General features: G+C 61.1%; 19 protein-coding genes. 8 read left to right on the top strand and 11 right to left on the bottom strand.

Annotated features, from left to right (window positions below):
- Positions 1-215 precede the first annotated feature (215 nt).
- Positions 216-1,664 carry an aldehyde dehydrogenase family protein gene (locus AB7M25_RS06340; protein WP_454237076.1) on the bottom strand — a complete coding sequence of 483 codons (1,449 nt, stop codon included), beginning with the start codon at positions 1,662-1,664 and terminating at the stop codon, positions 216-218.
- Positions 1,661-3,298, bottom strand: coding sequence for a 5-guanidino-2-oxopentanoate decarboxylase (locus AB7M25_RS06335; protein ID WP_429561592.1), 1,638 nt, complete (start codon positions 3,296-3,298; stop codon positions 1,661-1,663). The genes AB7M25_RS06340 and AB7M25_RS06335 overlap by 4 nt, the downstream gene beginning before the upstream one ends.
- Positions 3,299-3,457: 159 nt before the next feature.
- On the opposite strand from AB7M25_RS06335, the gene AB7M25_RS06330 reads away from it, so the two are divergent.
- Positions 3,458-4,339, top strand: a complete 882-nt coding sequence (locus AB7M25_RS06330) for a LysR substrate-binding domain-containing protein (protein WP_429384921.1) — start codon at positions 3,458-3,460, stop codon at positions 4,337-4,339.
- Between the two features lie 103 nt (positions 4,340-4,442).
- Here the strand turns inward: AB7M25_RS06330 and AB7M25_RS06325 are convergent, their stop codons facing one another.
- From AB7M25_RS06325 to AB7M25_RS06315, 3 genes are all read right to left on the bottom strand, one after another.
- A complete protein-coding gene (locus AB7M25_RS06325; RefSeq protein WP_429561591.1) occupies positions 4,443-5,057 on the bottom strand; it encodes an NAD(P)-dependent oxidoreductase in 615 nt (204 codons plus the stop codon).
- A gap of 205 nt (positions 5,058-5,262) precedes the next feature.
- Positions 5,263-6,144, bottom strand: coding sequence for an MBL fold metallo-hydrolase (locus tag AB7M25_RS06320; RefSeq protein ID WP_429384925.1), 882 nt, complete (start codon positions 6,142-6,144; stop codon positions 5,263-5,265).
- Positions 6,141-6,263: a hypothetical protein gene (locus AB7M25_RS06315; RefSeq protein WP_454237075.1), complete on the bottom strand. Its 123-nt coding sequence runs from the start codon at positions 6,261-6,263 to the stop codon at positions 6,141-6,143. The genes AB7M25_RS06320 and AB7M25_RS06315 overlap by 4 nt, the downstream gene beginning before the upstream one ends.
- A gap of 102 nt (positions 6,264-6,365) precedes the next feature.
- Here AB7M25_RS06315 and AB7M25_RS06310 point away from each other — a divergent pair, with 102 nt between their 5' ends.
- A complete protein-coding gene (locus AB7M25_RS06310; RefSeq protein WP_429384927.1) occupies positions 6,366-7,271 on the top strand; it encodes a LysR family transcriptional regulator in 906 nt (301 codons plus the stop codon).
- 150 nt (positions 7,272-7,421) lie between these two features.
- Positions 7,422-7,643, top strand: coding sequence for a hypothetical protein (locus tag AB7M25_RS06305; protein WP_033063270.1), 222 nt, complete (start codon positions 7,422-7,424; stop codon positions 7,641-7,643).
- A gap of 9 nt (positions 7,644-7,652) precedes the next feature.
- Here the strand turns inward: AB7M25_RS06305 and AB7M25_RS06300 are convergent, their stop codons facing one another.
- A complete protein-coding gene (locus AB7M25_RS06300; RefSeq protein WP_258682484.1) occupies positions 7,653-8,549 on the bottom strand; it encodes a helix-turn-helix domain-containing protein in 897 nt (298 codons plus the stop codon).
- 182 nt (positions 8,550-8,731) lie between these two features.
- On the opposite strand from AB7M25_RS06300, the gene pobA reads away from it, so the two are divergent.
- Both pobA and AB7M25_RS06290 read left to right on the top strand, forming a co-directional pair.
- Positions 8,732-9,925, top strand: a complete 1,194-nt coding sequence (pobA, locus tag AB7M25_RS06295; protein ID WP_429384930.1) for a 4-hydroxybenzoate 3-monooxygenase — start codon at positions 8,732-8,734, stop codon at positions 9,923-9,925.
- Between the two features lie 78 nt (positions 9,926-10,003).
- The gene (locus AB7M25_RS06290; protein ID WP_429384932.1) at positions 10,004-11,521 is read left to right on the top strand and encodes an MDR family MFS transporter; all 1,518 of its coding nucleotides are present in this window, start codon (positions 10,004-10,006) and stop codon (positions 11,519-11,521) included.
- Positions 11,522-11,625: 104 nt separating this feature from the next.
- On the opposite strand, the gene AB7M25_RS06285 is transcribed toward AB7M25_RS06290, so the two are convergent.
- The 4 genes from AB7M25_RS06285 to AB7M25_RS06270 form a co-directional block, all read right to left on the bottom strand.
- The gene (locus AB7M25_RS06285; RefSeq protein ID WP_429384934.1) at positions 11,626-12,474 is read right to left on the bottom strand and encodes a cache domain-containing protein; all 849 of its coding nucleotides are present in this window, start codon (positions 12,472-12,474) and stop codon (positions 11,626-11,628) included.
- 279 nt (positions 12,475-12,753) lie between these two features.
- Positions 12,754-13,626 carry an ATPase gene (locus AB7M25_RS06280; protein WP_454237074.1) on the bottom strand — a complete coding sequence of 291 codons (873 nt, stop codon included), beginning with the start codon at positions 13,624-13,626 and terminating at the stop codon, positions 12,754-12,756.
- Positions 13,627-13,744: 118 nt separating this feature from the next.
- Positions 13,745-14,737: an NAD-dependent epimerase/dehydratase family protein gene (locus AB7M25_RS06275; RefSeq protein WP_454237073.1), complete on the bottom strand. Its 993-nt coding sequence runs from the start codon at positions 14,735-14,737 to the stop codon at positions 13,745-13,747.
- A 54-nt stretch (positions 14,738-14,791) separates the two neighbouring features.
- Positions 14,792-15,685, bottom strand: a complete 894-nt coding sequence (locus AB7M25_RS06270; protein ID WP_429518946.1) for a LysR family transcriptional regulator ArgP — start codon at positions 15,683-15,685, stop codon at positions 14,792-14,794.
- Between the two features lie 96 nt (positions 15,686-15,781).
- Between AB7M25_RS06270 and AB7M25_RS06265 the strand changes: the two genes are divergently transcribed.
- From AB7M25_RS06265 to AB7M25_RS06255, 3 genes are all read left to right on the top strand, one after another.
- A complete protein-coding gene (locus AB7M25_RS06265) occupies positions 15,782-16,183 on the top strand; it encodes an ACT domain-containing protein (RefSeq protein ID WP_015096660.1) in 402 nt (133 codons plus the stop codon).
- 6 nt (positions 16,184-16,189) lie between these two features.
- On the top strand, positions 16,190-16,792 hold the full coding sequence (locus tag AB7M25_RS06260) for a LysE/ArgO family amino acid transporter (protein ID WP_015096661.1): 603 nt from the start codon (positions 16,190-16,192) through the stop codon (positions 16,790-16,792).
- 164 nt (positions 16,793-16,956) lie between these two features.
- Positions 16,957-17,553 (top strand): superoxide dismutase, encoded by a 597-nt coding sequence (locus tag AB7M25_RS06255; RefSeq protein WP_008022038.1) that lies wholly within the window; start codon positions 16,957-16,959, stop codon positions 17,551-17,553.
- Positions 17,554-17,736: 183 nt separating this feature from the next.
- Here AB7M25_RS06255 and AB7M25_RS06250 read toward each other — a convergent pair whose 3' ends face one another.
- The gene (locus tag AB7M25_RS06250) at positions 17,737-18,003 is read right to left on the bottom strand and encodes a DUF6124 family protein (RefSeq protein ID WP_429384942.1); all 267 of its coding nucleotides are present in this window, start codon (positions 18,001-18,003) and stop codon (positions 17,737-17,739) included.
- Positions 18,004-18,656 lie beyond the last annotated feature (653 nt).

Below are 18,656 nucleotides of genomic sequence, written 5' to 3'. Positions count from 1 at the left end.
TTTTCGGGGGGTTGGCTGAACCAGTGAGTTCATCCTGAGGTTGTGTAAAACACCTGACTATCGATAAAAATTCATTGAAGCCATGACGCCAGTGCATGCCTCATGTAGGAGCGAGCTTGCTCGCGATGGGTGCACTGGCGCCGCGTACATTCAGGCGCCCCACGTCATCGTTGACGTCCATCGCGAGCAAGCTCGCTCCTACACAGTGATCGGCGTCAGACGGCCCGGATCACGTGTTTGATTTCCTGGAAAGCCTGCAAGCCCCACGGCCCCAATTCGCGGCCGATGCTGCTCTGCTTGTAGCCGCCCCAGGCGGTCTGCGGGAAGATCACCTGCGGTGCGTTGATCCACACAAGCCCCGCCTGCAAAGCGTTGGCGACGCGGTCGGCAGCCTCGGCATTGCGCGTGACCACACTGGCGACCAGGCCGAACTGGCTGTCGTTGGCCAAGGCAATCGCCTCGGCTTCAGAGGCGAAACTGCGTACGCAGATCACCGGGCCGAAAATCTCTTCACACCACAACGCACTGTCGAGGGGCACTTCGGTGAAAACCGTCGGCTGCAAAAAATATCCGCGCGGCAGGTCCGCCGGGCGATTGCCACCGCAAACCAGTTTGGCGCCGGCGCTCAAACCACGATCGATGTGGCCCAGTACACGCTGGTATTGCGCCTGATTGACCAGCGCGCCCATTTCCACGTTCGGGTCGAACGGGTCGGCCACGCGAATCGCTTCGGCACGGGCCTTCACGCGGCTGAGGAATTCATCGGCCAGTTCATCGGCGACCAGCACGCGGCTGGTGGCGGAGCACATCTGCCCGGCGTTGAAGAAACCACCGCCGCAAGCCACTTCCACCGCCAGGTCGAGATCGGCATCGGCCAGCACCAGCAGCGATGATTTGCCGCCCAGTTCCAGGCTCACGCCTTTGACGGTTTCCGCCGCCCGCTGCATGACCTGCACGCCAACGGCGTTGCTGCCGGTGAAGGAAACTTTCGCGATACGCGGATCCGCCGACAATGGCGCGCCAACGGCCAGGCCGGTGCCACACACCAGGTTGAACACGCCCGCCGGCAAGCCGGCTTCAGCGATGATCGTTGCCAGCTCCAGCTCCGGCAGCGGCGTCACTTCCGAAGGTTTGAGCACCACGCAGCAACCGGCGGCCAGGGCCGGGGCGAGTTTCCAGGCGGTGGTGACCATCGGGAAGTTCCACGGCACGATCAGGCCGACCACACCGCACGGCTCACGGCGCAGGCGCGCACTGAAGTCGTCGCTCGGCAGTTCGATGGCGCTGTCCTGCTTCGCGTCCAGCCCTTCGGCCAGACCGGCGTAATACTCGAACGTGGCGATCACATCATCGACGTCGATCGCGGCTTCGAATTGCGGCTTGCCGTTGTTGCTCGACTGCAAGTGCATCAGTTTTTCACGGTTGGCCTGCACGCCCGCGGCGATTTTGCGCAGGATGGCAGCGCGTTCGGCGCCGGTGGTTTTCGACCAGACGGCGAACGCCCGGGTCGCCGCGCTCACCGCTTGATCAACCGCACGCTCATCGCCGCCATTGACCGTGGTCAACAGGGCTTCGGTCGCCGGGTTGATCACCCGCAGGTGTTCATTGCCGGCCGACCATTGGCCGTTGATGTACAGGCCATCCAGGGTAGTCGGGAAAGTCATTTCGACACCGCCTTCATCCACTCGGCCTGGTCGATTTCAATCAGGGTCGGGCCCTGGCGATCGTGGGCCACACGCAATGCGCCGCGCAATTGCTCGACGCTGCTGACGGCTTCGGCCGCGCAACCCAAGGCCTTGGCCACACCGATGAAGTCCGGGGTGTAGATGTCCACGCCGACCGGCTCGATGGCACGGTTGACCATGTATTTCTTGATCTCTTCGTAGCCCTGGTTATTCCACAGCAGCACGATGACCGGAGTGCGCGCTTCAACGGCGCTGGCCAGTTCCGGCAGGGTGAACTGCAGGCCGCCGTCGCCGATCAGGCACACCACGGGTGGGCGGCTGCCGCTTTCAGTACTGCCGCCGAGCCAGGCTCCAATCGCCGCCGGCAAGGCATAACCGAGGGTGCCGTAACCGGTGGACGAGTTGAACCAGCGACGCGGGCGCTCCGGGTTGAACGTCAGGTTGCCGGTGTAGACCGGTTGGGTCGAATCGCCGACGAACACCGCGTCCGGCAGCTCATGCAGGACGGTTTCGAGGAAACGGGTCTGGGCCAGCGTCGGTGCGTCCCAGGTCGCGGCCAGGTCTTCACGCAGACGGGCGGCCCGTACCTGGCCCCAATCGTTGCGGCGCTCGGCCAGGGATTTGTGCGACAAGGCGCTGAGCAAAGCCTGGGCAGCGTTGCGCGAGTCGGCCACCAGCGCCACGTGCGGCGGGTAGTTGCGCACGGTCTGGTCCGGGTCGATGTCCACGCGCAGCAACTTGCCAGGAATCTCGAAGCCACCGGCGAAGGTCACATCGTAGTCGGTCTCGGCCAGTTCGGTGCCGATGGCCAGGACCACGTCGGCCTCGGCGACCAGTGCACGGGTGGCGACCAGGCTCTGGGTCGAACCGATCAGCAGCGGGTGACCGGAGGCGAGCATGCCCTTGGCATTGATGGTCAGTGCGACCGGTGCGTCCAGCAGTTCGGCCAGTTCGGTCAGCTCGGGCGCCGCGTCGATGGCACCGCCACCGGCGAGAATCAGCGGACGCTTGGCGTTGGCCAGCAATTCGGTCATGCGCGACACGGCACTCGGCGAAGCACCGGCGCGGTCGATGTTGACCGGCAGGCTGCTGAGCAGCTCGTCAGCGTCTTCGACCAACACGTCCAATGGAATTTCAATGTGCACCGGACGCGGACGGCCTGCCTGGAACAGCGCAAAGGCGCGAGCCAGCACAACCGGCAATTCCGACGCCGACATCAGGGTGTGGGAGAACGCCGCGACACCGGCGCACAGTGCGCCCTGGTTCGGCAGTTCATGCAGCTTGCCGCGACCGCCGCCCAACTGGCTGCGCGATTGCACGCTGGAGATCACCAGCATCGGGATCGAATCGGCGTAGGCCTGGCCCATGGCGGTGGTGATGTTGGTCATGCCCGGGCCGGTGATGATGAAGCACACGCCCGGTTTGCCGCTGGTGCGAGCGTAGCCGTCGGCCATGAAGCCGGCGCCCTGTTCATGGCGCGGCGTCACGTGGTTGATGCTCGAACGGGCCAGCCCGCGATACAGCTCCACGGTATGAACCCCCGGAATGCCGAACACCTGCTCGACTCCGTAGTTTTCGAGTAACTTGACCAATACTTCGCCGCACGTCGCCATGTCTTTGCCCTTTTTGTTCGTTTGAGACGCCGGGCATGCGCTGTGTTTATGATGGATTGGCAGGCCCGGGAATGGCCTCATTGGAACGGGCGACACGTAGCCGCAACAATGGATAAAAAGTCATACTAGCCATGTCCTCACGTCATACCTTGGATCCCAATGAAACGACTGCCTCCCCTGCCGGCGCTGCACACTTTTCTGATTACCGCGCAGTGCTGCAATTTCACCCGGGCCGCCGAACAACTGCACATCACCCAGGGCGCGGTCAGCCGGCAGATCGCCGGCCTGGAAGATCACCTGGGTTATGAGCTGTTCATTCGCCAGGCCCGAGGCCTGGACCTGACCGCCGAAGGACGGGAGTGGCTGCCACGGGTGCAGCAGATTTTCGGCCTGATCGACGAGGCCGTGGAGCAGATCGGCGAGAAGCGCGAAACCCTGCAACTCAAGGCACCGACCTGCGTCATGCGCTGGTTGCTGCCGCGCCTGCTGCAATGGCAAAGGGAACGCCCGGATGTGCCGGTGGAGCTGACCACTACGGTCAAGCACGGCGTGGATTTTCATCTCGAGCAGTTCGATGCGGCGGTGATGTACGGCGCACCGCCGGACAATTCACTGATGTCGCAAAAACTCTTCGATGAACAACTCACGCCGGTGTGTTCCAGACCGATGCTCGAAGGTCCCATGCCCCTGCAGACACCTGCCGATCTGCAACAACACCTGCTGCTGCACCCGACCCGCGATGAACGGGACTGGAAGGCCTGGTTGAAGGCCGCGGATGTGAATTTGACCAATGTCGGCAAGGGCCAGCATTTCGAAACACTGGACCTGGCAATGTCGATGGCGTCCCAGGGAACGGGGGTGGCGATTGGCGACTGGTCGCTGATCGGCGATGACCTGAATGCCGGGCGGCTGGTCATGCCATTCGAATTGAAGGTCACAACAGGGCTGGCGTACTACCTGGTTTTCCCAGAAAAACCAGGACCTTCGCCGAAGTTACGTGAATTGATGGGGTGGCTGGTGGAGCAGGCGCAGACACGGTGATACCTGAAACGCATCGCCGGCAAGCCGGCTCCTACAAAGATTGGCGTCGCAACACAGATCCACTGTAGGAGCCGGCTTGCCGGCGATGAATTCAGCGAAGCTATCAATACCCGACGGTAAACCGCTGCCGCGAATGCTTCGGTACTTCCACTTCGTCGAGCATTGCAATCGCATAGTCGGCAAACGTGATCCAGCTGCGCCCTTCACGGCTCACCAGCAAATCATCCTGGCCGAGGCGGAATGTCCCGGTGCGCTCACCCTCGACAAATTCGGCCGAAGGCGACAGGAAGGTCCAGTCCAGATCCTTTTCCTGACTCAGGTTCTCCAGGAACTCGGCACCCGCACCAGCCTCTGCCTTGTACTCTGCCGGGAAGCCTTTGCTATCGATCACCCGGGTGCCATCTGGCAACAACAGGGACCCTGCACCGCCCACCACCAGCAAGCGCTTGACCCCGGCCTTTTTCACCGGCCCGATGACGGCACTGGCAGGCAGCGTTGCGAAATGTGCCGCGCTGATGACTGCGTCATGCCCCTCGATGGCTGCTTGCAATGCACTGGCATCCAGAGCGTCGACGTTGCGCGTGACCACACCGGCACGCTGGCCGATTTTCGCCGTGTTGCGGGCGATCGCGGTAACGCTGTGACCGCGACGCAGGGCTTCTTCCAGCAGTTGGCTACCGGCACGACCGGTGGCACCGATGATTGCGATGTTGCTCATGACATACTCCAGTGGATGACAAATTTGAAAAGCAACGCGGCCTATTGTGGCGAGGGGGCTTGTCGGAATGCCGCACCACCCCGTTCGGCTGCGCAGCAGTCGTAAAACCTCTGCTTAGGGTGTGACTAAAGGAATGCAGGGGAGTGCTTCGCACTCCAACGGGGGCAAGCCCCCTCGCCACAGGAATTCCTATTAACCCTTAAATTTATTCACCCCACTTCATCTCGCCCTTGGCGACCTTGGCGCTCAGCTCCAGGGAGCTTTCATCGCCCAGTGCCGGGAAGCGTTTCTTCATTGCCGCAATCAGTTCAGCAGAATCCCTGGCCTTGGCGGTTTCTTCGTCGAAGGCCTTGATGTAAGCGGCGGTGAACTGCACGGCTGCCACGGAACGGCCGCTCTCGCCGAGGTAATGCCCCGGCACCACGACCTGCGGTTTCAGGGTTTCAATGGAATGCAGCGTAGCCAACCAATCGGCATGGGACTGCGGCGTTTGCGTGTCGGCCATCCACACGTGGATGTTTTGCGCCACCACGACACCACCGACGACCGCCTTGATCGACGGGATCCACACAAAGCTGCGATCCGGCTGCGGCCCCTCAAGACCGACCACCTGCAACCTCTGCCCTTCGAGGATCAGGCTGTCGCCCTTGAGCACGTCCGGCACGATGGTTTTGGCCGGTACATCGGCGCCCATTTTCGGGCCCCAGAAGGCCAGTTTGCCGTCGACGGTTTGCTTGATGTGGTCGACGGTCGGCTGCGAAGCCAGGACCTTGGCCTTGGGGAACGCGGCCGTCAGGGTGTCGAGGCCGAAGTAGTAGTCCGGGTCGCCGTGACTGATGTAGATGGTGGTCAGTTGCTTGCCGCTGGCGCGGATTTTTTCCACCACCTGTTCGGCCTGGGATTTGCCGAATTGGGCATCCACCAGAATCGCTTCCTTTTCGCCGCTGACCAGCACCGAGGTCACCGGGAAGATGGCTTTTTCGCCAGGGTTGTAGACATCCAGCGTCAGGGTCGAGGCGCTGGCGTGGGCGGCAAAACCGAAGGTGGTGGCCAGCAAAACTCGCTTAAGTGAGGTGAAACCGATCATTTGTTGCTCCGAAATCCGATGGCCAGGCTGGCCGCTGACGGTGTAGGAGCTGGCTTGCCAGCGATGAACGCAAAAGCGCCGCAGATATCCTGAAAGCACTCGTTATCGTTAACGACCATCGCGAGCAAGCTCGCTCCTTCATGGGAACAGAGCTTAGTTGCCTGACTCGGTACAAAAAATGCGATGCTTGAACATAGTTTGTTTCTGAAAGCGGGCAAATCATGGATCGTCTTCAAGCAATGCGTGTGTTCGTCACGGTGGTCGACCTCGGCAGCCAGTCGGCCGCCGCCGATCACCTGGAGCTGTCACGGCCGGTGGTGTCGCGGTATCTGGCGGAACTGGAAGATTGGGTCGGCGCGCGCCTGATGCACCGCACCACACGCAAGTTGAGCCTGACCGCCGCCGGCAACGAGATCCTGCCCCGCTGCCGGCAGATGCTCGACTTGTCCAGCGACATGCAAGCCGCCGTCAGCGAACCGGACGACGCACCGCGCGGCCTGCTGCGGATCAGCGTCAGCACCTCGTTCGGCCAGGCGCAACTGGCCGATGCCATGGCCGCGTACGTCAAGCGCTACCCCGGCGTCAGCGTCGACATGCAGATGCTCGACCGCACCGTGAACCTGGTGGATGAGCGCATCGACCTGGCCATCCGCACCAGCAACGATCTGGACCCGAACCTGATCGCCCGCCGCCTGACGGTTTGCCGCTCGGTGATCTGCGCTTCCCCTGCTTACTTGCGCGAACATCCAGCGCCGCAACGGGTCGAGGACCTGAGCCTGCACAATTGCCTGACCCACTCCTACTTCGGCAAAAGCCTCTGGCATTTCGAGCAGGACGGCGAGCAGGTTTCAGTGCCGGTGCAGGGCAACATCAGCGCCAACGAAGCCAGCACGCTGTTGCGCGCAACGATCGCCGGCGCCGGGGTGGCGATGCTGCCCACCTACCAGGCCGGCGTGCACATTCACAGCGGCGAATTGATTCGCCTGCTGCCAGCGGCCGAACCCCGGCAAATGAACGTGTACGCGGTGTATGCCTCACGCAAGCACATGCCGGCGGCGCTGCGCAGCTTGCTGGATTTTCTGGTGGTGAGATTTCCGCAAGAACCGGAGTGGGATGCGGGCCTGTAAACACCGATTCTGTAGGAGCTGGCTTGCCAGCGATGGCGTCCTGAAGACCTGCGCAATATCCAAAGCCCCCATCGCTGGCAAGCCAGCTCCTACAGGGGTATTCGTGTTCTGAATGGCTCGTTATGGCTGGCAACTCAATGGCGCTGACCTATGCTCAAAGTAATACCGAAAGGTATTCGTTCAGAGGTCAACGCCATGAACATCAGAACAAGAAGATACCTCGCGATCTTCATCACCTGCGCGGTCACGCTCGGGCTGTATGGCGCTGCCGCCTGGCGCGTCGAGCAACTGCGCAACCTGCCCCGTGAATACGCGAGCTGTAATTTCGAGCGCTGCATTCCCCACAACGCTACCCTCAACGCCCTCCGGTAACGAAGGGGGTCAGGCTTCGTTGTCCTGATCGGCCTTTAAGCGGTCGCGGAAGGCCTTGGGCGAAATCCCCACGCGACGCCGGAACAGGCGCGTGAAGTTGGTCGGATCGGAAAACCCCAACACGTCGGACATTTCATAAATGGTCATGCTGGTGTAGGTCAGCAAGCGCTTGGCCTCCAGCAATTGCCGTTCGTGCATGATCTGCAGCGCCGGTTGCCCCGCCAGCTCACGACAGGTGCCGTTGAGGTGCGACACGGAAATCCCCAGCCGATGCGCCAGATCCTCGACCTTGACGTGCTGGCGATAAGTCTCTTCCACCAATTGAATAAAGCCGTTGAGGTATTCCCGGGCCCGCTGCGGTCGCGCCATGGCGGTGCGACGCTGGATCACCTGGCGGCTGACCCACACCACGATCACGCTGACCAGCGAATGCATGAGCATTTCCCGCGCCGGTTGATGGCTGTTGTATTCGCTCTGCAAGGCACTGAACAGGCTGTTGAGGTACTCGGCGTCCTTGCCTGCCGGGTAACTTTCGGCCTGGGCCAGGGCATTCACCGAGTGGCCCAACTGCATCTGCAGGTGGGCGATCAGCGGCGCGGCCAGGGTCACGACAAAGCCTTCCACGTCTTCGGAAAAGCGAAAGCCATGCACCGACAGCGGTGGCAGGATCTGGATCCCCGGTTCCACCAGTTGTGTACGTTTGCCTTCGATTTCAAGCTCTGCCTGACCTTTGAATACGAAGAGCAGTTGGCATAAATCAGCGTGGCGGTGGGGTTTGATTTCCCAATGATGTTCGCGGCTGCGTTTGGAAATGGTCTCACAGTGCAGCAAGTCCGGGGTTGGCCAATCCAGGCTTTCACCGTAGAGCTTGAACACCGGAATCGAAGGCAGGTCAGGCTTGTTCATCACTTCAATCCAGGCCTCGGAGTTTGATGGCGGGCGATAATCGCACCGATTGGCAGAATGTACAGCTTTCGGCTCAGTTTTCACCTTCAATTGACAGACTCGCAAGGGAAAAATGCAAGCACTCGATCCATAAAAATCATTCACCGACCCTGGTCGCGTGAAGCCTGCGAGTCATAAAAACAATGAAAACGCTGAAAACCCAGGTCGCCATCATTGGCGCCGGCCCTTCTGGCTTGTTGCTCGGCCAATTGCTGCACAACGCCGGTATCGACACCCTCATTCTCGAACGGCAGACCCCGGACTATGTACTCGGTAGAATCCGCGCCGGCGTGCTTGAACAAGGCATGGTAGAGCTGTTGCGCCAGGCCGGCGTGAGTCAGCGCATGGACACCGAGGGACTGGTGCATGGCGGCTTCGAACTGGCCCTCGACGGGCGCCAGGTGCACATCGATCTGCACGCCCTCACGGGTGGCAAAACCGTGATGATCTACGGCCAGACCGAAGTCACCCGCGACCTGATGGCCGCCCGTCGGGAGGCCGGCGCGCAAACGATTTACCAGGCAACCAAGGTCATTCCCCACGGTATGAAAACCGACGAAGCCTTTGTCACTTTTGAGAAGGATGGTGAGACCTGGCGACTCGATTGCGACTACATCGCCGGTTGCGACGGTTTCCATGGCGTGGCGCGACAATCGATTCCCGCCGACAGCCTGAAAGTCTTCGAACGGATCTACCCCTTCGGCTGGCTCGGGATCCTGGCCGATACCCCGCCGGTCCACGACGAACTGGTCTACGCCCGCCATGAGCGCGGTTTTGCCCTGTGCAGCATGCGTTCGCCGACACGCACCCGTTACTACCTTCAAGTGCCCACCAGCGATCATGTCGATCACTGGTCGGATCAACGCTTCTGGGATGAACTCAAGACGCGTTTGCCACAGGCATTGGCAGACAAACTGGTGACCGGCCCGTCCATCGAAAAAAGCATCGCGCCGCTGCGCAGCTTCGTGGTCGAACCGATGCAATACGGGCGGATGTTCCTGGTCGGCGATGCCGCGCACATCGTTCCGCCCACCGGCGCCAAAGGCCTGAACCTGGCAGCCAGCGATGTGAGTACGCTGTTCAATATCCTGCTCAAGGTTTACCGTGAAAACCGCCTTGATCTGCTGGAGAAATACTCGCAAATCTGCCTGCGCCGGGTGTGGAAGGCCGAGCGGTTTTCCTGGTGGATGACCTCGATGCTGCACCGTTTCGATGAACACGATGCCTTCAGCCAGCGCATTGCCGAGTCGGAACTGGACTACTTCATCGGCTCCGAGGCGGGTCGAAAAACCATCGCGGAAAACTACGTCGGGCTTCCTTATGAGGCTATCGAATAGCCTGCTATCGACTTACACTGGCGAGCATTCCCCGCTCGCCTTGCCACCTGCGGGTCAATCACTGCCGCAGGTTTTACCGTGACCAATCTTCACCAGCCTGAAACGCCAAAACCCGCCATCCGCAGCGTGCTGATCGCCCTGATGCTGGCGATCTTTCTCGGCGCGCTGGACCAGACCATCGTCGCCGTGTCGATGCCGGCCATCTCCGCACAGTTCAAGGACGTCAGCCTGCTGGCCTGGGTGATTTCCGGCTACATGGTGGCCATGACCGTGGCGGTGCCGATCTACGGCAAACTGGGCGACCTGTACGGACGACGCAAGTTGATGCTGTTCGGCATGGGCCTGTTCACTCTGGCGTCGGTGTTCTGCGGCATGGCCCAGAGCATGGAGCAACTGGTTCTGGCGCGGATCTTCCAGGGCATCGGGGCCGGCGGGATGATTTCGGTGAGCCAGGCGATCATCGGTGACATCGTGCCGCCACGGGAGCGCGGTCGTTATCAGGGTTATTTCAGCAGCATGTACGCAGTGGCCAGCGTGGCCGGCCCGGTGCTCGGCGGTTACATGACCGAATACCTGTCCTGGCGCTGGGTGTTCCTGATCAACCTGCCGCTGGGCCTGGGTGCCTGGCTGGTGGCCCATCGCACGCTGGTGGGTCTGCCGGTTCCGCAACGCAAACCGGTCATCGATTACCTGGGCACCGTGTTGATGATCATCGGGCTGACGGCATTGTTGCTGGGCATCACGCAGGTTGGTCAGGGTCATTCCTGGCGCAGTGCCGAAGTGCTGGCGCTGCTCGCTTGTGCGGTGCTGGTGCTGGGGCTGTTTGTCGTTCACGAGCGACGGGCACGGGAGCCGTTGCTGCCCATGCATCTGTTCGCCAACCGCAACGCGATCCTGTGCTGGTGCACGATTTTCTTCACCAGTTTCCAGGCCATCTCGCTGATCGTGTTGATGCCGTTGCGCTTCCAGAGCGTCACCGGCGCCGGGGCCGACAGCGCCGCCCTGCATCTGCTGCCGCTGGCCATGGGCTTGCCGATGGGCGCGTATTTCGCTGGCCGCCGCACCTCGGTGACCGGGCGCTACAAACCGATGATCCTCACCGGTGCCGCGCTGATGCCCATCGCGATTATCGGCATGGCGTTCAGCCCGCCGCAGGCATTCGTCGTGAGCAGCTTGTTCATGCTGCTCTGCGGGATTGCCTCCGGCATGCAGTTCCCGACATCGTTGGTCGGCACACAGAACTCGGTGGACCAGCGGGACATCGGCGTCGCCACCAGTACCACCAACCTGTTCCGTTCGCTGGGCGGTGCCGTGGGTGTGGCGTTGATGTCGGCGCTGCTGCTGGCCTTGTTGCAGGATTCAAGTTTTGCGCACCTGGCCGGCTCGTCGCTGATTGCCGAAGGCAGTTCGGGGAATGTGTTGCTCGACGGGTTGAACGCCGCACCGGGTGAGGCGCAGAACGCCTTGCGTGCCGAATTGCTGCTGACGTTCCGGCACTTGCTGACGGTCAGTGCGGTGGTGTCGTTGCTGGGGCTGGCGGCGGCGATTGCCATGCCGAACATGTTGTTGCGCGGGCGTGAGGACAAGGTTCGATAGGTAAACCGCGTTGCGGCCATCGCTGGCAAGCCAGCTCCTACAGAATTACCCGACCCTGTAGGAGCTGGCTTGCCAGCGAAGACGCCCTTTCAATCAACTCAAAATCAAGGGCTGTAATACCCCACAGCCACCAGAAAATGCCCGACCTTCTTCAGGTAGGCATGCTTGTTCTCGACCTTGCCGGTCACCGGGTTTTTCCAGCGGTATTCGTATTCGCCGTAATCCTGTTTGGCCAGCAACGCCAGGATCGGCTCGCCCACCGGTTTGCCTTCCGGGTCTTCGATCTTGCTGAAGTCGGTATTGATCAGCCGCAGGTTGGTGCCGTGGGCCACATAACGCCGGGTGTTCAGATCGACGACAAACACATACAGGTCATCCTGCAGGTAGCCGCCCTTGAGGGAATTGATCGCCGTCAGGGTGCCCTTTTCATCCTTGGCCAGATCGGTTGCCGCTTTGTTCAGCAAGGCCATAGCCTGTTCAGCAGAGGCCCGGGGCAGGTAATAACCGACCGCCAGAATTCGCTGGCCGATGCGCTGGTAGTAGACATGCTTGCGCTCGACCTTGCCGTCGTTCCAGTTCTGCCAGCGATACTCCGCCTGCTGAATGCCATTGCCCTCCGGCACTTTCAGGGCGTCCTTGAAGGTTTTCTGCAAGTCCGGCCCAAGCACCTCCGACACGTCCCGGCCAATCAACGCCGACGACGGTCCGCCGCTGGCAAGCATCACGCCCTTGGTGTCGAGCACAAAGACGTAACGGTCCTTGTCGACAAACTCGCCCTGGCGACTGAACGCCGCAAAGGCCTTGTCGCCGTTCTGGTGGTAGTAGGCCAAGGCTTTTTCCAGCAGGGCGATGGCCGCCTTGCTGTCGTCCTTTTCCGTCCCGGCGGCTTGTGCCTGACCCAGGCACAGTAAGAACATGCCGCATAGCAAGGCGGACTTATGCAGAAACCCCATTGCGCATCCCTCGTTCCTGATGGTGTTTCAAGAGCGTAGACGGCAATGGGGGGAGGCATGGATATTCAGGAAAACGCTGAGTGTTGTGGTGCGCTGGGCTTTTTGTGGCGAGGGGGCTTGCCCCCGTTGCGCTGCGAAGCGGCGCTAAAAACTGCGGCCGGTGATGGCCTGACACACCGCGGTTACCGGTTTTACGACTGCTGCGCAGCCGAACGGGGTGGTGCGGCATTCCGACAAGCCCCCTCGCCACAGCAAGCCCCCTCGCCACAAGTGCTCGTTTTACTGCCGGGCGCGCAGCTGCTGTTGCAGGTTCTGGATCTGCGCCTGAAGGGTATTGATGTTGCGGGTGACCTGGCTGCGGAAGGCATCGAACTCGGCGGTATTGGTCGTGCCCGGTGCGGCGGCCGGACGGTTGTCCTGCACGCTCTTGAGCACGACGATGTCTTGTTCGAGACGCTCGATGGCAGCGCTCGGGTTGCCTTGTTTCTTCAGTGCGACGATGTCGGCACCCAGGCTTTTCAACTGCGCATCGAATTTTTCCGCGTCGGACGGAGCACTTTTCAGGGCGGCCACTTCAGCACTCAAGGCTTTGACCTCGGCCTGCAACTGGGTATTGACCGCCTGATGTTCGGTGCCCTGGGCAGTCATCAGTGCAAGGCGCTTGTCCACTTCGGTGGTTTGCGCGGTCATTTGCGCCAGTCGCTTGTCCAGGTCCGAGGCCTGGCCGGCCACACCTTGCTGCTGGGTGCTCTGGTCCTGGAGCTTGCCTTCCAGCTGGCGGATTTGCAGCTTCAAGGCCTCGCTGTCGGTGGTGACACTGGTCTGGCTGGCCACAACCTTTCCGGAAATATCCTGCAGGCGCCCTGCCGCTTCCTCGCTGATCCGCGCGAAACTTTCCTGGGTCGCCACCAGTTGCTGTTCCATCAGGGAGATCTGCTGAAAGCTCCACCAGGCCAGGCCCGCGAACGCAATGATCAGCGCCCCGACCAACGCCCACAGGGGGCCGGTGCTCGCCGCCTTGACCTTCACCACCGGCGCCGTGCGCGAATGCACGACCGTGCGAGCAGTCGGCGGAAAATCGTCATCGAGAACGTCTGCACGCAGGCTCGGTACATCGTCGAAGTCGTCGTTGGCATCGTTTCGCATGGACATTGAATCAACCTTAGTGTGAATCAAATAATGGCTTTATGCCGCGCAGTATAAACCCCACGGCCGCAACCATTGACCCCCAAGCCCGTATCCGGTTCAGAAATGGCGCGTTGTTCGAGCCTCAGCGAATATCCTGCGCCTTCCACCAGCCACAGAATTCATCGAGCGCCGCCCAGAGGCTGACCTTGGGATCGTAATCCAGATAATGTCGGGCGCGGCTGATGTCCAGGGTGAAATTTTTGTTCATGACTTGCATGCCCAGACGCGACAGCGTCGGTTCGGGACGCCCCGGCCACACCTTGCACACGCCCTCGTTGAGCGCCGCCACGCTGTAGCCCAGGCCGTAGGAGCGGTAGCGGGTAACCTGTGGGACGTCCATTTTGCGCATGACGTAATTGACCACGTCCCACAAAGGAATCGGCGTGCCGTTGCTGATGTTGTAAGCCTTGCCCAGCGCGGAACCGCTGGCCAGCAAACTGCTGAGCAACGCCTCGTTGAGGTTTTGCACGCTGGTGAAGTCAACCTTGTTCAGACCGTTGCCGATGATTGCCAGGCGCCCCTTGCGCTGCATGTTCAACAGGCGCGGGAAGATGCTCATGTCTCCGGCCCCGGTCACGAAACGCGGGCGCAGGGCCAGGGTTTCGAGACCGAACTCCTGGGCGCCGAAGACTTTTTGCTCGGCCAGGTACTTGGTGGCGGCGTAAGGGTGTTTGAAGCGCTTGGGCACCTGCTCTTCGGTCAGGCCCAGGTGATCTCGACCATCGAAATAGATCGACGGCGACGACAAATGCACCAGCCGCCGTACCCGTTGCTTCAGGCAGGCTTCCACCACGTTCTCGGTGACCTGGACGTTGCCCTGATGGAAGTCTTGATAACGTCCCCACAAACCGACGGCACCGGCGCAATGCACCACGGCCTCGACGTCCGAACACAGTTCGCGCGCCAGTTCCGGGTCGCTCAAATCGCCCTGGATGAATTCGGCTCCCCGGCGTATCAGATGCTCCACACTTTCGGCCCGGCGACCGTTGACCCGCACGTCCAGGCCCTGCTCCAGGGCAAAACGCGCAAAGCGTCCGCCGATGAAGCCGCTTGCGCCGGTAACCAGAATCTTCATGAATTGCTCCGAATATTTCGTTTTGCGTATTACGTGAGGTCTTGACGCTGCGCGTCAGTCCAAGGGCACCAGCCATTGCTTCGATGCGCTGACCAATTGATCGGTGAGTAGCCCCAGCAACTGACCGCCATTACGCCAATGATGCCAGTACAGCGGCACATCGATCGGCTTATCTGGCAGCAACTCCTGCAATACCCCCCTTTCCAGTTGCTCGCGTACCTGCAGTTCCGGGACCAGGCCCCAGCCCAGACCGGCTTCGGTCAATCGAATGAAGCCTTCCGAGGACGGGCATAAATGGTGCTCGAAACCACCCTCGACACCGAGGGACGCAAGGTACCGATGCTGCAGGAAATCGTCCGGGCCAAACACCAGCGCCGGGGTGCGGGCCAACTGATCGGCGCGTACGCCTTGTGGAAAATGCCGGGCAATAAAAGCCGGACTGGCCAGTGCACGGTAACGCATGGCCCCCAGCAACACGCTGCGCGCGCCAGCCACCGGACGCTCGCTGGCGCAGACACAGGCTGCCACCTCGCCGGCGCGCATGCGCTTGAGGCCGACGGTCTGGTCTTCGACCACCAGATCCATCAACAGATGCTGTTGCGCGCAAAACTCCCCCACCGCCTGCGCCCACCAGGTGGCCAGGCTGTCGGCGTTCAGGGCGATCCGCAGGCGTTCGGGCAGGCCCTCTTCATCCAGTGCCGGCACCAGGCTTTGCAAATCCCGTTCAAGCAAGCGCACCTGCTGCACGTGGTTGAGCAAGCGCCGACCGATTTCCGTCGGCGTCGGCGGTGTGGCGCGCACCAGCACCGGCTGGCCAACCCGCGCTTCCAGCAGCTTGATGCGCTGGGATATCGCCGATTGCGACAGGCCCAGCACCTGGGCTGCCCGTTCAAAACCGGCCTGTTCGACCACGGCGGCCAGGGCAGAAAGCAATTTATAGTCGAACATCAGTTTTCCTAATGAGCGATCAGCAAGATTGGTTTTTCTTATACAGCCTTCACAGGGACAATGACCAGCAAGAACTCTTGAACAAGGATTACCCACATGGCTGGCGAAACTTCATTGGCAACGCTGCTGCGCAGCATGAGCCCGCAACTCAATGCCGGCGAATACGTGTTCTGCACCCTGCGCGATGGCCAGTTGCCTGCGGGCCTGGAGATTGTCGGCAGCTTCCGCGAGCAGGAAGGCCTGACCGTGATTCTCGAACGCTCCCATGCCGAAAAAGCCGGGCTGCGCTTCGACTACATCGCCGCCTGGATCACCCTGAACGTGCATTCGGCACTCGAAGCGGTTGGCCTGACCGCCGCATTCGCCACGGCATTGGGCAAGGCTGGCATCAGTTGCAACGTGATTGCCGGCTACTACCACGACCATTTGTTTGTCGGCCAGGCCGACGCCGACCGTGCCCTGCAAGTACTGCGGGATCTGGCAGCCAACGCGGAGTAAAAAATCATGTGGCAGAGTTATATGAACGGCCTGTTGGTGGCCTTTGGCCTGATCATGGCGATCGGCACCCAGAATGCGTTTGTCCTGGCGCAAAGCCTGCGACGTGAACATCACCTGCCGGTCGCGGCACTCTGCGTGGCCTGCGACGCCCTGTTGGTGGCGGCCGGGGTGTTCGGCCTGGCGACGGTATTGGCACAGAACCCGACATTGCTGGCCATCGCCCGCTGGGGCGGTGCAGCGTTTCTGTTGTGGTATGGCACCCAGGCACTGCGCCGGGCCTTTTCGAAACAGAGCCTTGAGCAGGGCGAGGGCCAGACCGTACGCTCGCTGCGGGCGGTCATGCTCAGCGCGCTGGCGGTGACCTTGCTCAACCCGCACGTCTACCTGGATACCGTTTTGCTGATCGGCTCCCTGGGCGCACAACAAACCGAGCCTGGCGCTTATGTGGTCGGCGCGGCCAGTGCCTCGCTGTTGTGGTTCTTCACCCTGGCGCTGGGTGCGGCATGGCTGGCACCCTGGCTCGCCCGCCCCGGTACCTGGCGAATTCTCGATCTGTTGGTGGCGGTGATGATGTTTGCCGTAGCGCTGCAGTTGATCGCGGCCATCTGATTCGCGGAACCTCTATTCCACACAGTTGTTGCGTGGTTATGCGGCCCCCCCGGTGCTATGATCCGTCTCCCTGCGCCGCAAAGAGTACAAACTCCCCGGCGCTTGTCTGGCCGCCCGTGATCGGCCTTGCGCTCACCGCAACTGACCTGATTAGGAGAATCATCATGGCTTTCGAATTGCCGCCGCTGCCGTACGCACACGATGCCCTGCAGCCGCACATTTCCAAGGAAACTCTGGAATTCCACCACGACAAGCACCACAACACCTACGTCGTGAACCTGAACAACCTGGTGCCAGGCACCGAGTTCGAAGGCAAGACCCTGGAAGAAATCGTCAAGACTTCCTCGGGCGGTATCTTCAACAACGCCGCACAGGTCTGGAACCACACTTTCTACTGGAACTGCCTGGCGCCAAACGCCGGCGGTCAACCAACCGGCGCACTGGCTGAAGCCATCAACGCAGCTTTCGGTTCGTTCGACAAGTTCAAGGAAGAGTTCAGCAAGACTTCCATCGGCACCTTCGGTTCCGGTTGGGGCTGGCTGGTGAAGAAGGCTGACGGTTCCCTGGCCCTGGCCAGCACCATCGGCGCCGGCAACCCGCTGACCAACGGCGACACCCCGCTGCTGACCTGCGACGTCTGGGAACACGCTTACTACATCGACTACCGCAACCTGCGTCCGAAGTACGTCGAAGCGTTCTGGAACCTGGTCAACTGGAAATTCGTGGCTGAGCAGTTCGAAGGCAAAACCTTCACCGCTTAAGCTCGACGCCAGTCAAAAAACCCGGCTTTTTAGCCGGGTTTTTTATTGCCCGGGATTTTCAGCGTTCTGCAGGGCCCCTTCGCGAGCAAGCCCGCTCCCACATTTGATCTGTATACGACCCGATCCAGTGTGGGAGCGGGCTTGCTCGCGAAGAACGATGACGCGGTCAACCTGAAGGAATACCTATCCCTGCGGATCGAGGTTATCCAACGCGCGACTCACCGCCAGCTCCGCCAACATGACAATCTGCGAAATGGCCAGCGCTGTGTTGCGCTGGGGACCACTCAGGTAGGTGGCGAAATCACTCGCCAGGACATTGGCTGAAGCCAGTGACTCACAGGCGTGGGCAAGAAGGGTTTCAGTGTCCATGTCGGGAACGATCATGAACAGGGTGTGGGGGCTGTAGGGTTTGGTGGTGCTGCTGGGGGGATCGGGGATTAACTTATCCAAAATATGCTCCTTATCGATTGGAGCCATCTCTTGCCGTTTCTCACGCGGGCGAAGAGGTGGCAGCTATGTGCGGAGTGAGAAACCGGCAAGAGAGCAATCCGGCCAGACCGAGGTCTGCCCGCACACAGCCGCCATAAAGCATTGCTGGCAGCGGATAAGCTGGCGGCAATTATGGTGGTACTGGCGCTGGATTAACACTCTCTTGCGGGTTCTCACGCCCGATCGCTGAAGTATTTCAGCGATCACCAAAGGTTATTCAGCCCGCTTCCGACGGACAACCTGAAAACTGCGTGGGAAACTTCTGGCGCTTTCCTACACCGCGCCATCTCGCAGAAACGTAACGCGGAGCGTCCCTGGCATCACTCCCACGCGGGCGTCTGGGATTGATCAGCTTGGAGGCGTGGGAGATTGGTCGGCTGACAGGCCGTCATCGCAGGCAAGCCAGCTCCCACAGGGTCAAAGTACATCCGCCAGATTCAGGTCGGCTGTCAGGCCGCCTTCGCAGGCAAGCCAGCTCCCACAGGGTCAAAGTACATCCGCCAGATTCAGGTCGGCTGTCAGGCCGCCTTCGCAGGCAAGCCAGCTCCCACAGGGTCAAAGTACATCCGCCAGATTCAGGTCGGCTGTCAGGCCGCCTTCGCAGGCAAGCCAGC

It is taken from the genome of Pseudomonas sp. AP3_22 TE3818 (genome assembly GCF_053628995.1).
This window is presented reverse-complemented; position numbering and strand designations above follow the sequence as displayed.

What these genes read in the sequence shown, in the direction of transcription:
- AB7M25_RS06325 (WP_429561591.1), bottom strand. Translation starts at nt 5,057, where the DNA reads ATGAGCAACATCGCAATCATCGGTGCCACCGGTCGTGCCGGTAGCCAA.
- AB7M25_RS06310 (WP_429384927.1), top strand. Translation starts at nt 6,366, where the DNA reads ATGGATCGTCTTCAAGCAATGCGTGTGTTCGTCACGGTGGTCGACCTC.
- AB7M25_RS06275 (WP_454237073.1), bottom strand. Translation starts at nt 14,737, where the DNA reads ATGAAGATTCTGGTTACCGGCGCAAGCGGCTTCATCGGCGGACGCTTT.
- pobA (WP_429384930.1), top strand. Translation starts at nt 8,732, where the DNA reads ATGAAAACGCTGAAAACCCAGGTCGCCATCATTGGCGCCGGCCCTTCT.
- AB7M25_RS06285 (WP_429384934.1), bottom strand. Translation starts at nt 12,474, where the DNA reads ATGGGGTTTCTGCATAAGTCCGCCTTGCTATGCGGCATGTTCTTACTG.
- AB7M25_RS06315 (WP_454237075.1), bottom strand. Translation starts at nt 6,263, where the DNA reads ATGGTCGTTAACGATAACGAGTGCTTTCAGGATATCTGCGGCGCTTTT.
- AB7M25_RS06255 (WP_008022038.1), top strand. Translation starts at nt 16,957, where the DNA reads ATGGCTTTCGAATTGCCGCCGCTGCCGTACGCACACGATGCCCTGCAG.
- AB7M25_RS06265 (WP_015096660.1), top strand. Translation starts at nt 15,782, where the DNA reads ATGGCTGGCGAAACTTCATTGGCAACGCTGCTGCGCAGCATGAGCCCG.
- AB7M25_RS06300 (WP_258682484.1), bottom strand. Translation starts at nt 8,549, where the DNA reads ATGAACAAGCCTGACCTGCCTTCGATTCCGGTGTTCAAGCTCTACGGT.
- AB7M25_RS06330 (WP_429384921.1), top strand. Translation starts at nt 3,458, where the DNA reads ATGAAACGACTGCCTCCCCTGCCGGCGCTGCACACTTTTCTGATTACC.
- AB7M25_RS06270 (WP_429518946.1), bottom strand. Translation starts at nt 15,685, where the DNA reads ATGTTCGACTATAAATTGCTTTCTGCCCTGGCCGCCGTGGTCGAACAG.
- AB7M25_RS06260 (WP_015096661.1), top strand. Translation starts at nt 16,190, where the DNA reads ATGTGGCAGAGTTATATGAACGGCCTGTTGGTGGCCTTTGGCCTGATC.
- AB7M25_RS06280 (WP_454237074.1), bottom strand. Translation starts at nt 13,626, where the DNA reads ATGTCCATGCGAAACGATGCCAACGACGACTTCGACGATGTACCGAGC.
- AB7M25_RS06320 (WP_429384925.1), bottom strand. Translation starts at nt 6,144, where the DNA reads ATGATCGGTTTCACCTCACTTAAGCGAGTTTTGCTGGCCACCACCTTC.
- AB7M25_RS06305 (WP_033063270.1), top strand. Translation starts at nt 7,422, where the DNA reads ATGCTCAAAGTAATACCGAAAGGTATTCGTTCAGAGGTCAACGCCATG.
- AB7M25_RS06335 (WP_429561592.1), bottom strand. Translation starts at nt 3,298, where the DNA reads ATGGCGACGTGCGGCGAAGTATTGGTCAAGTTACTCGAAAACTACGGA.
- AB7M25_RS06340 (WP_454237076.1), bottom strand. Translation starts at nt 1,664, where the DNA reads ATGACTTTCCCGACTACCCTGGATGGCCTGTACATCAACGGCCAATGG.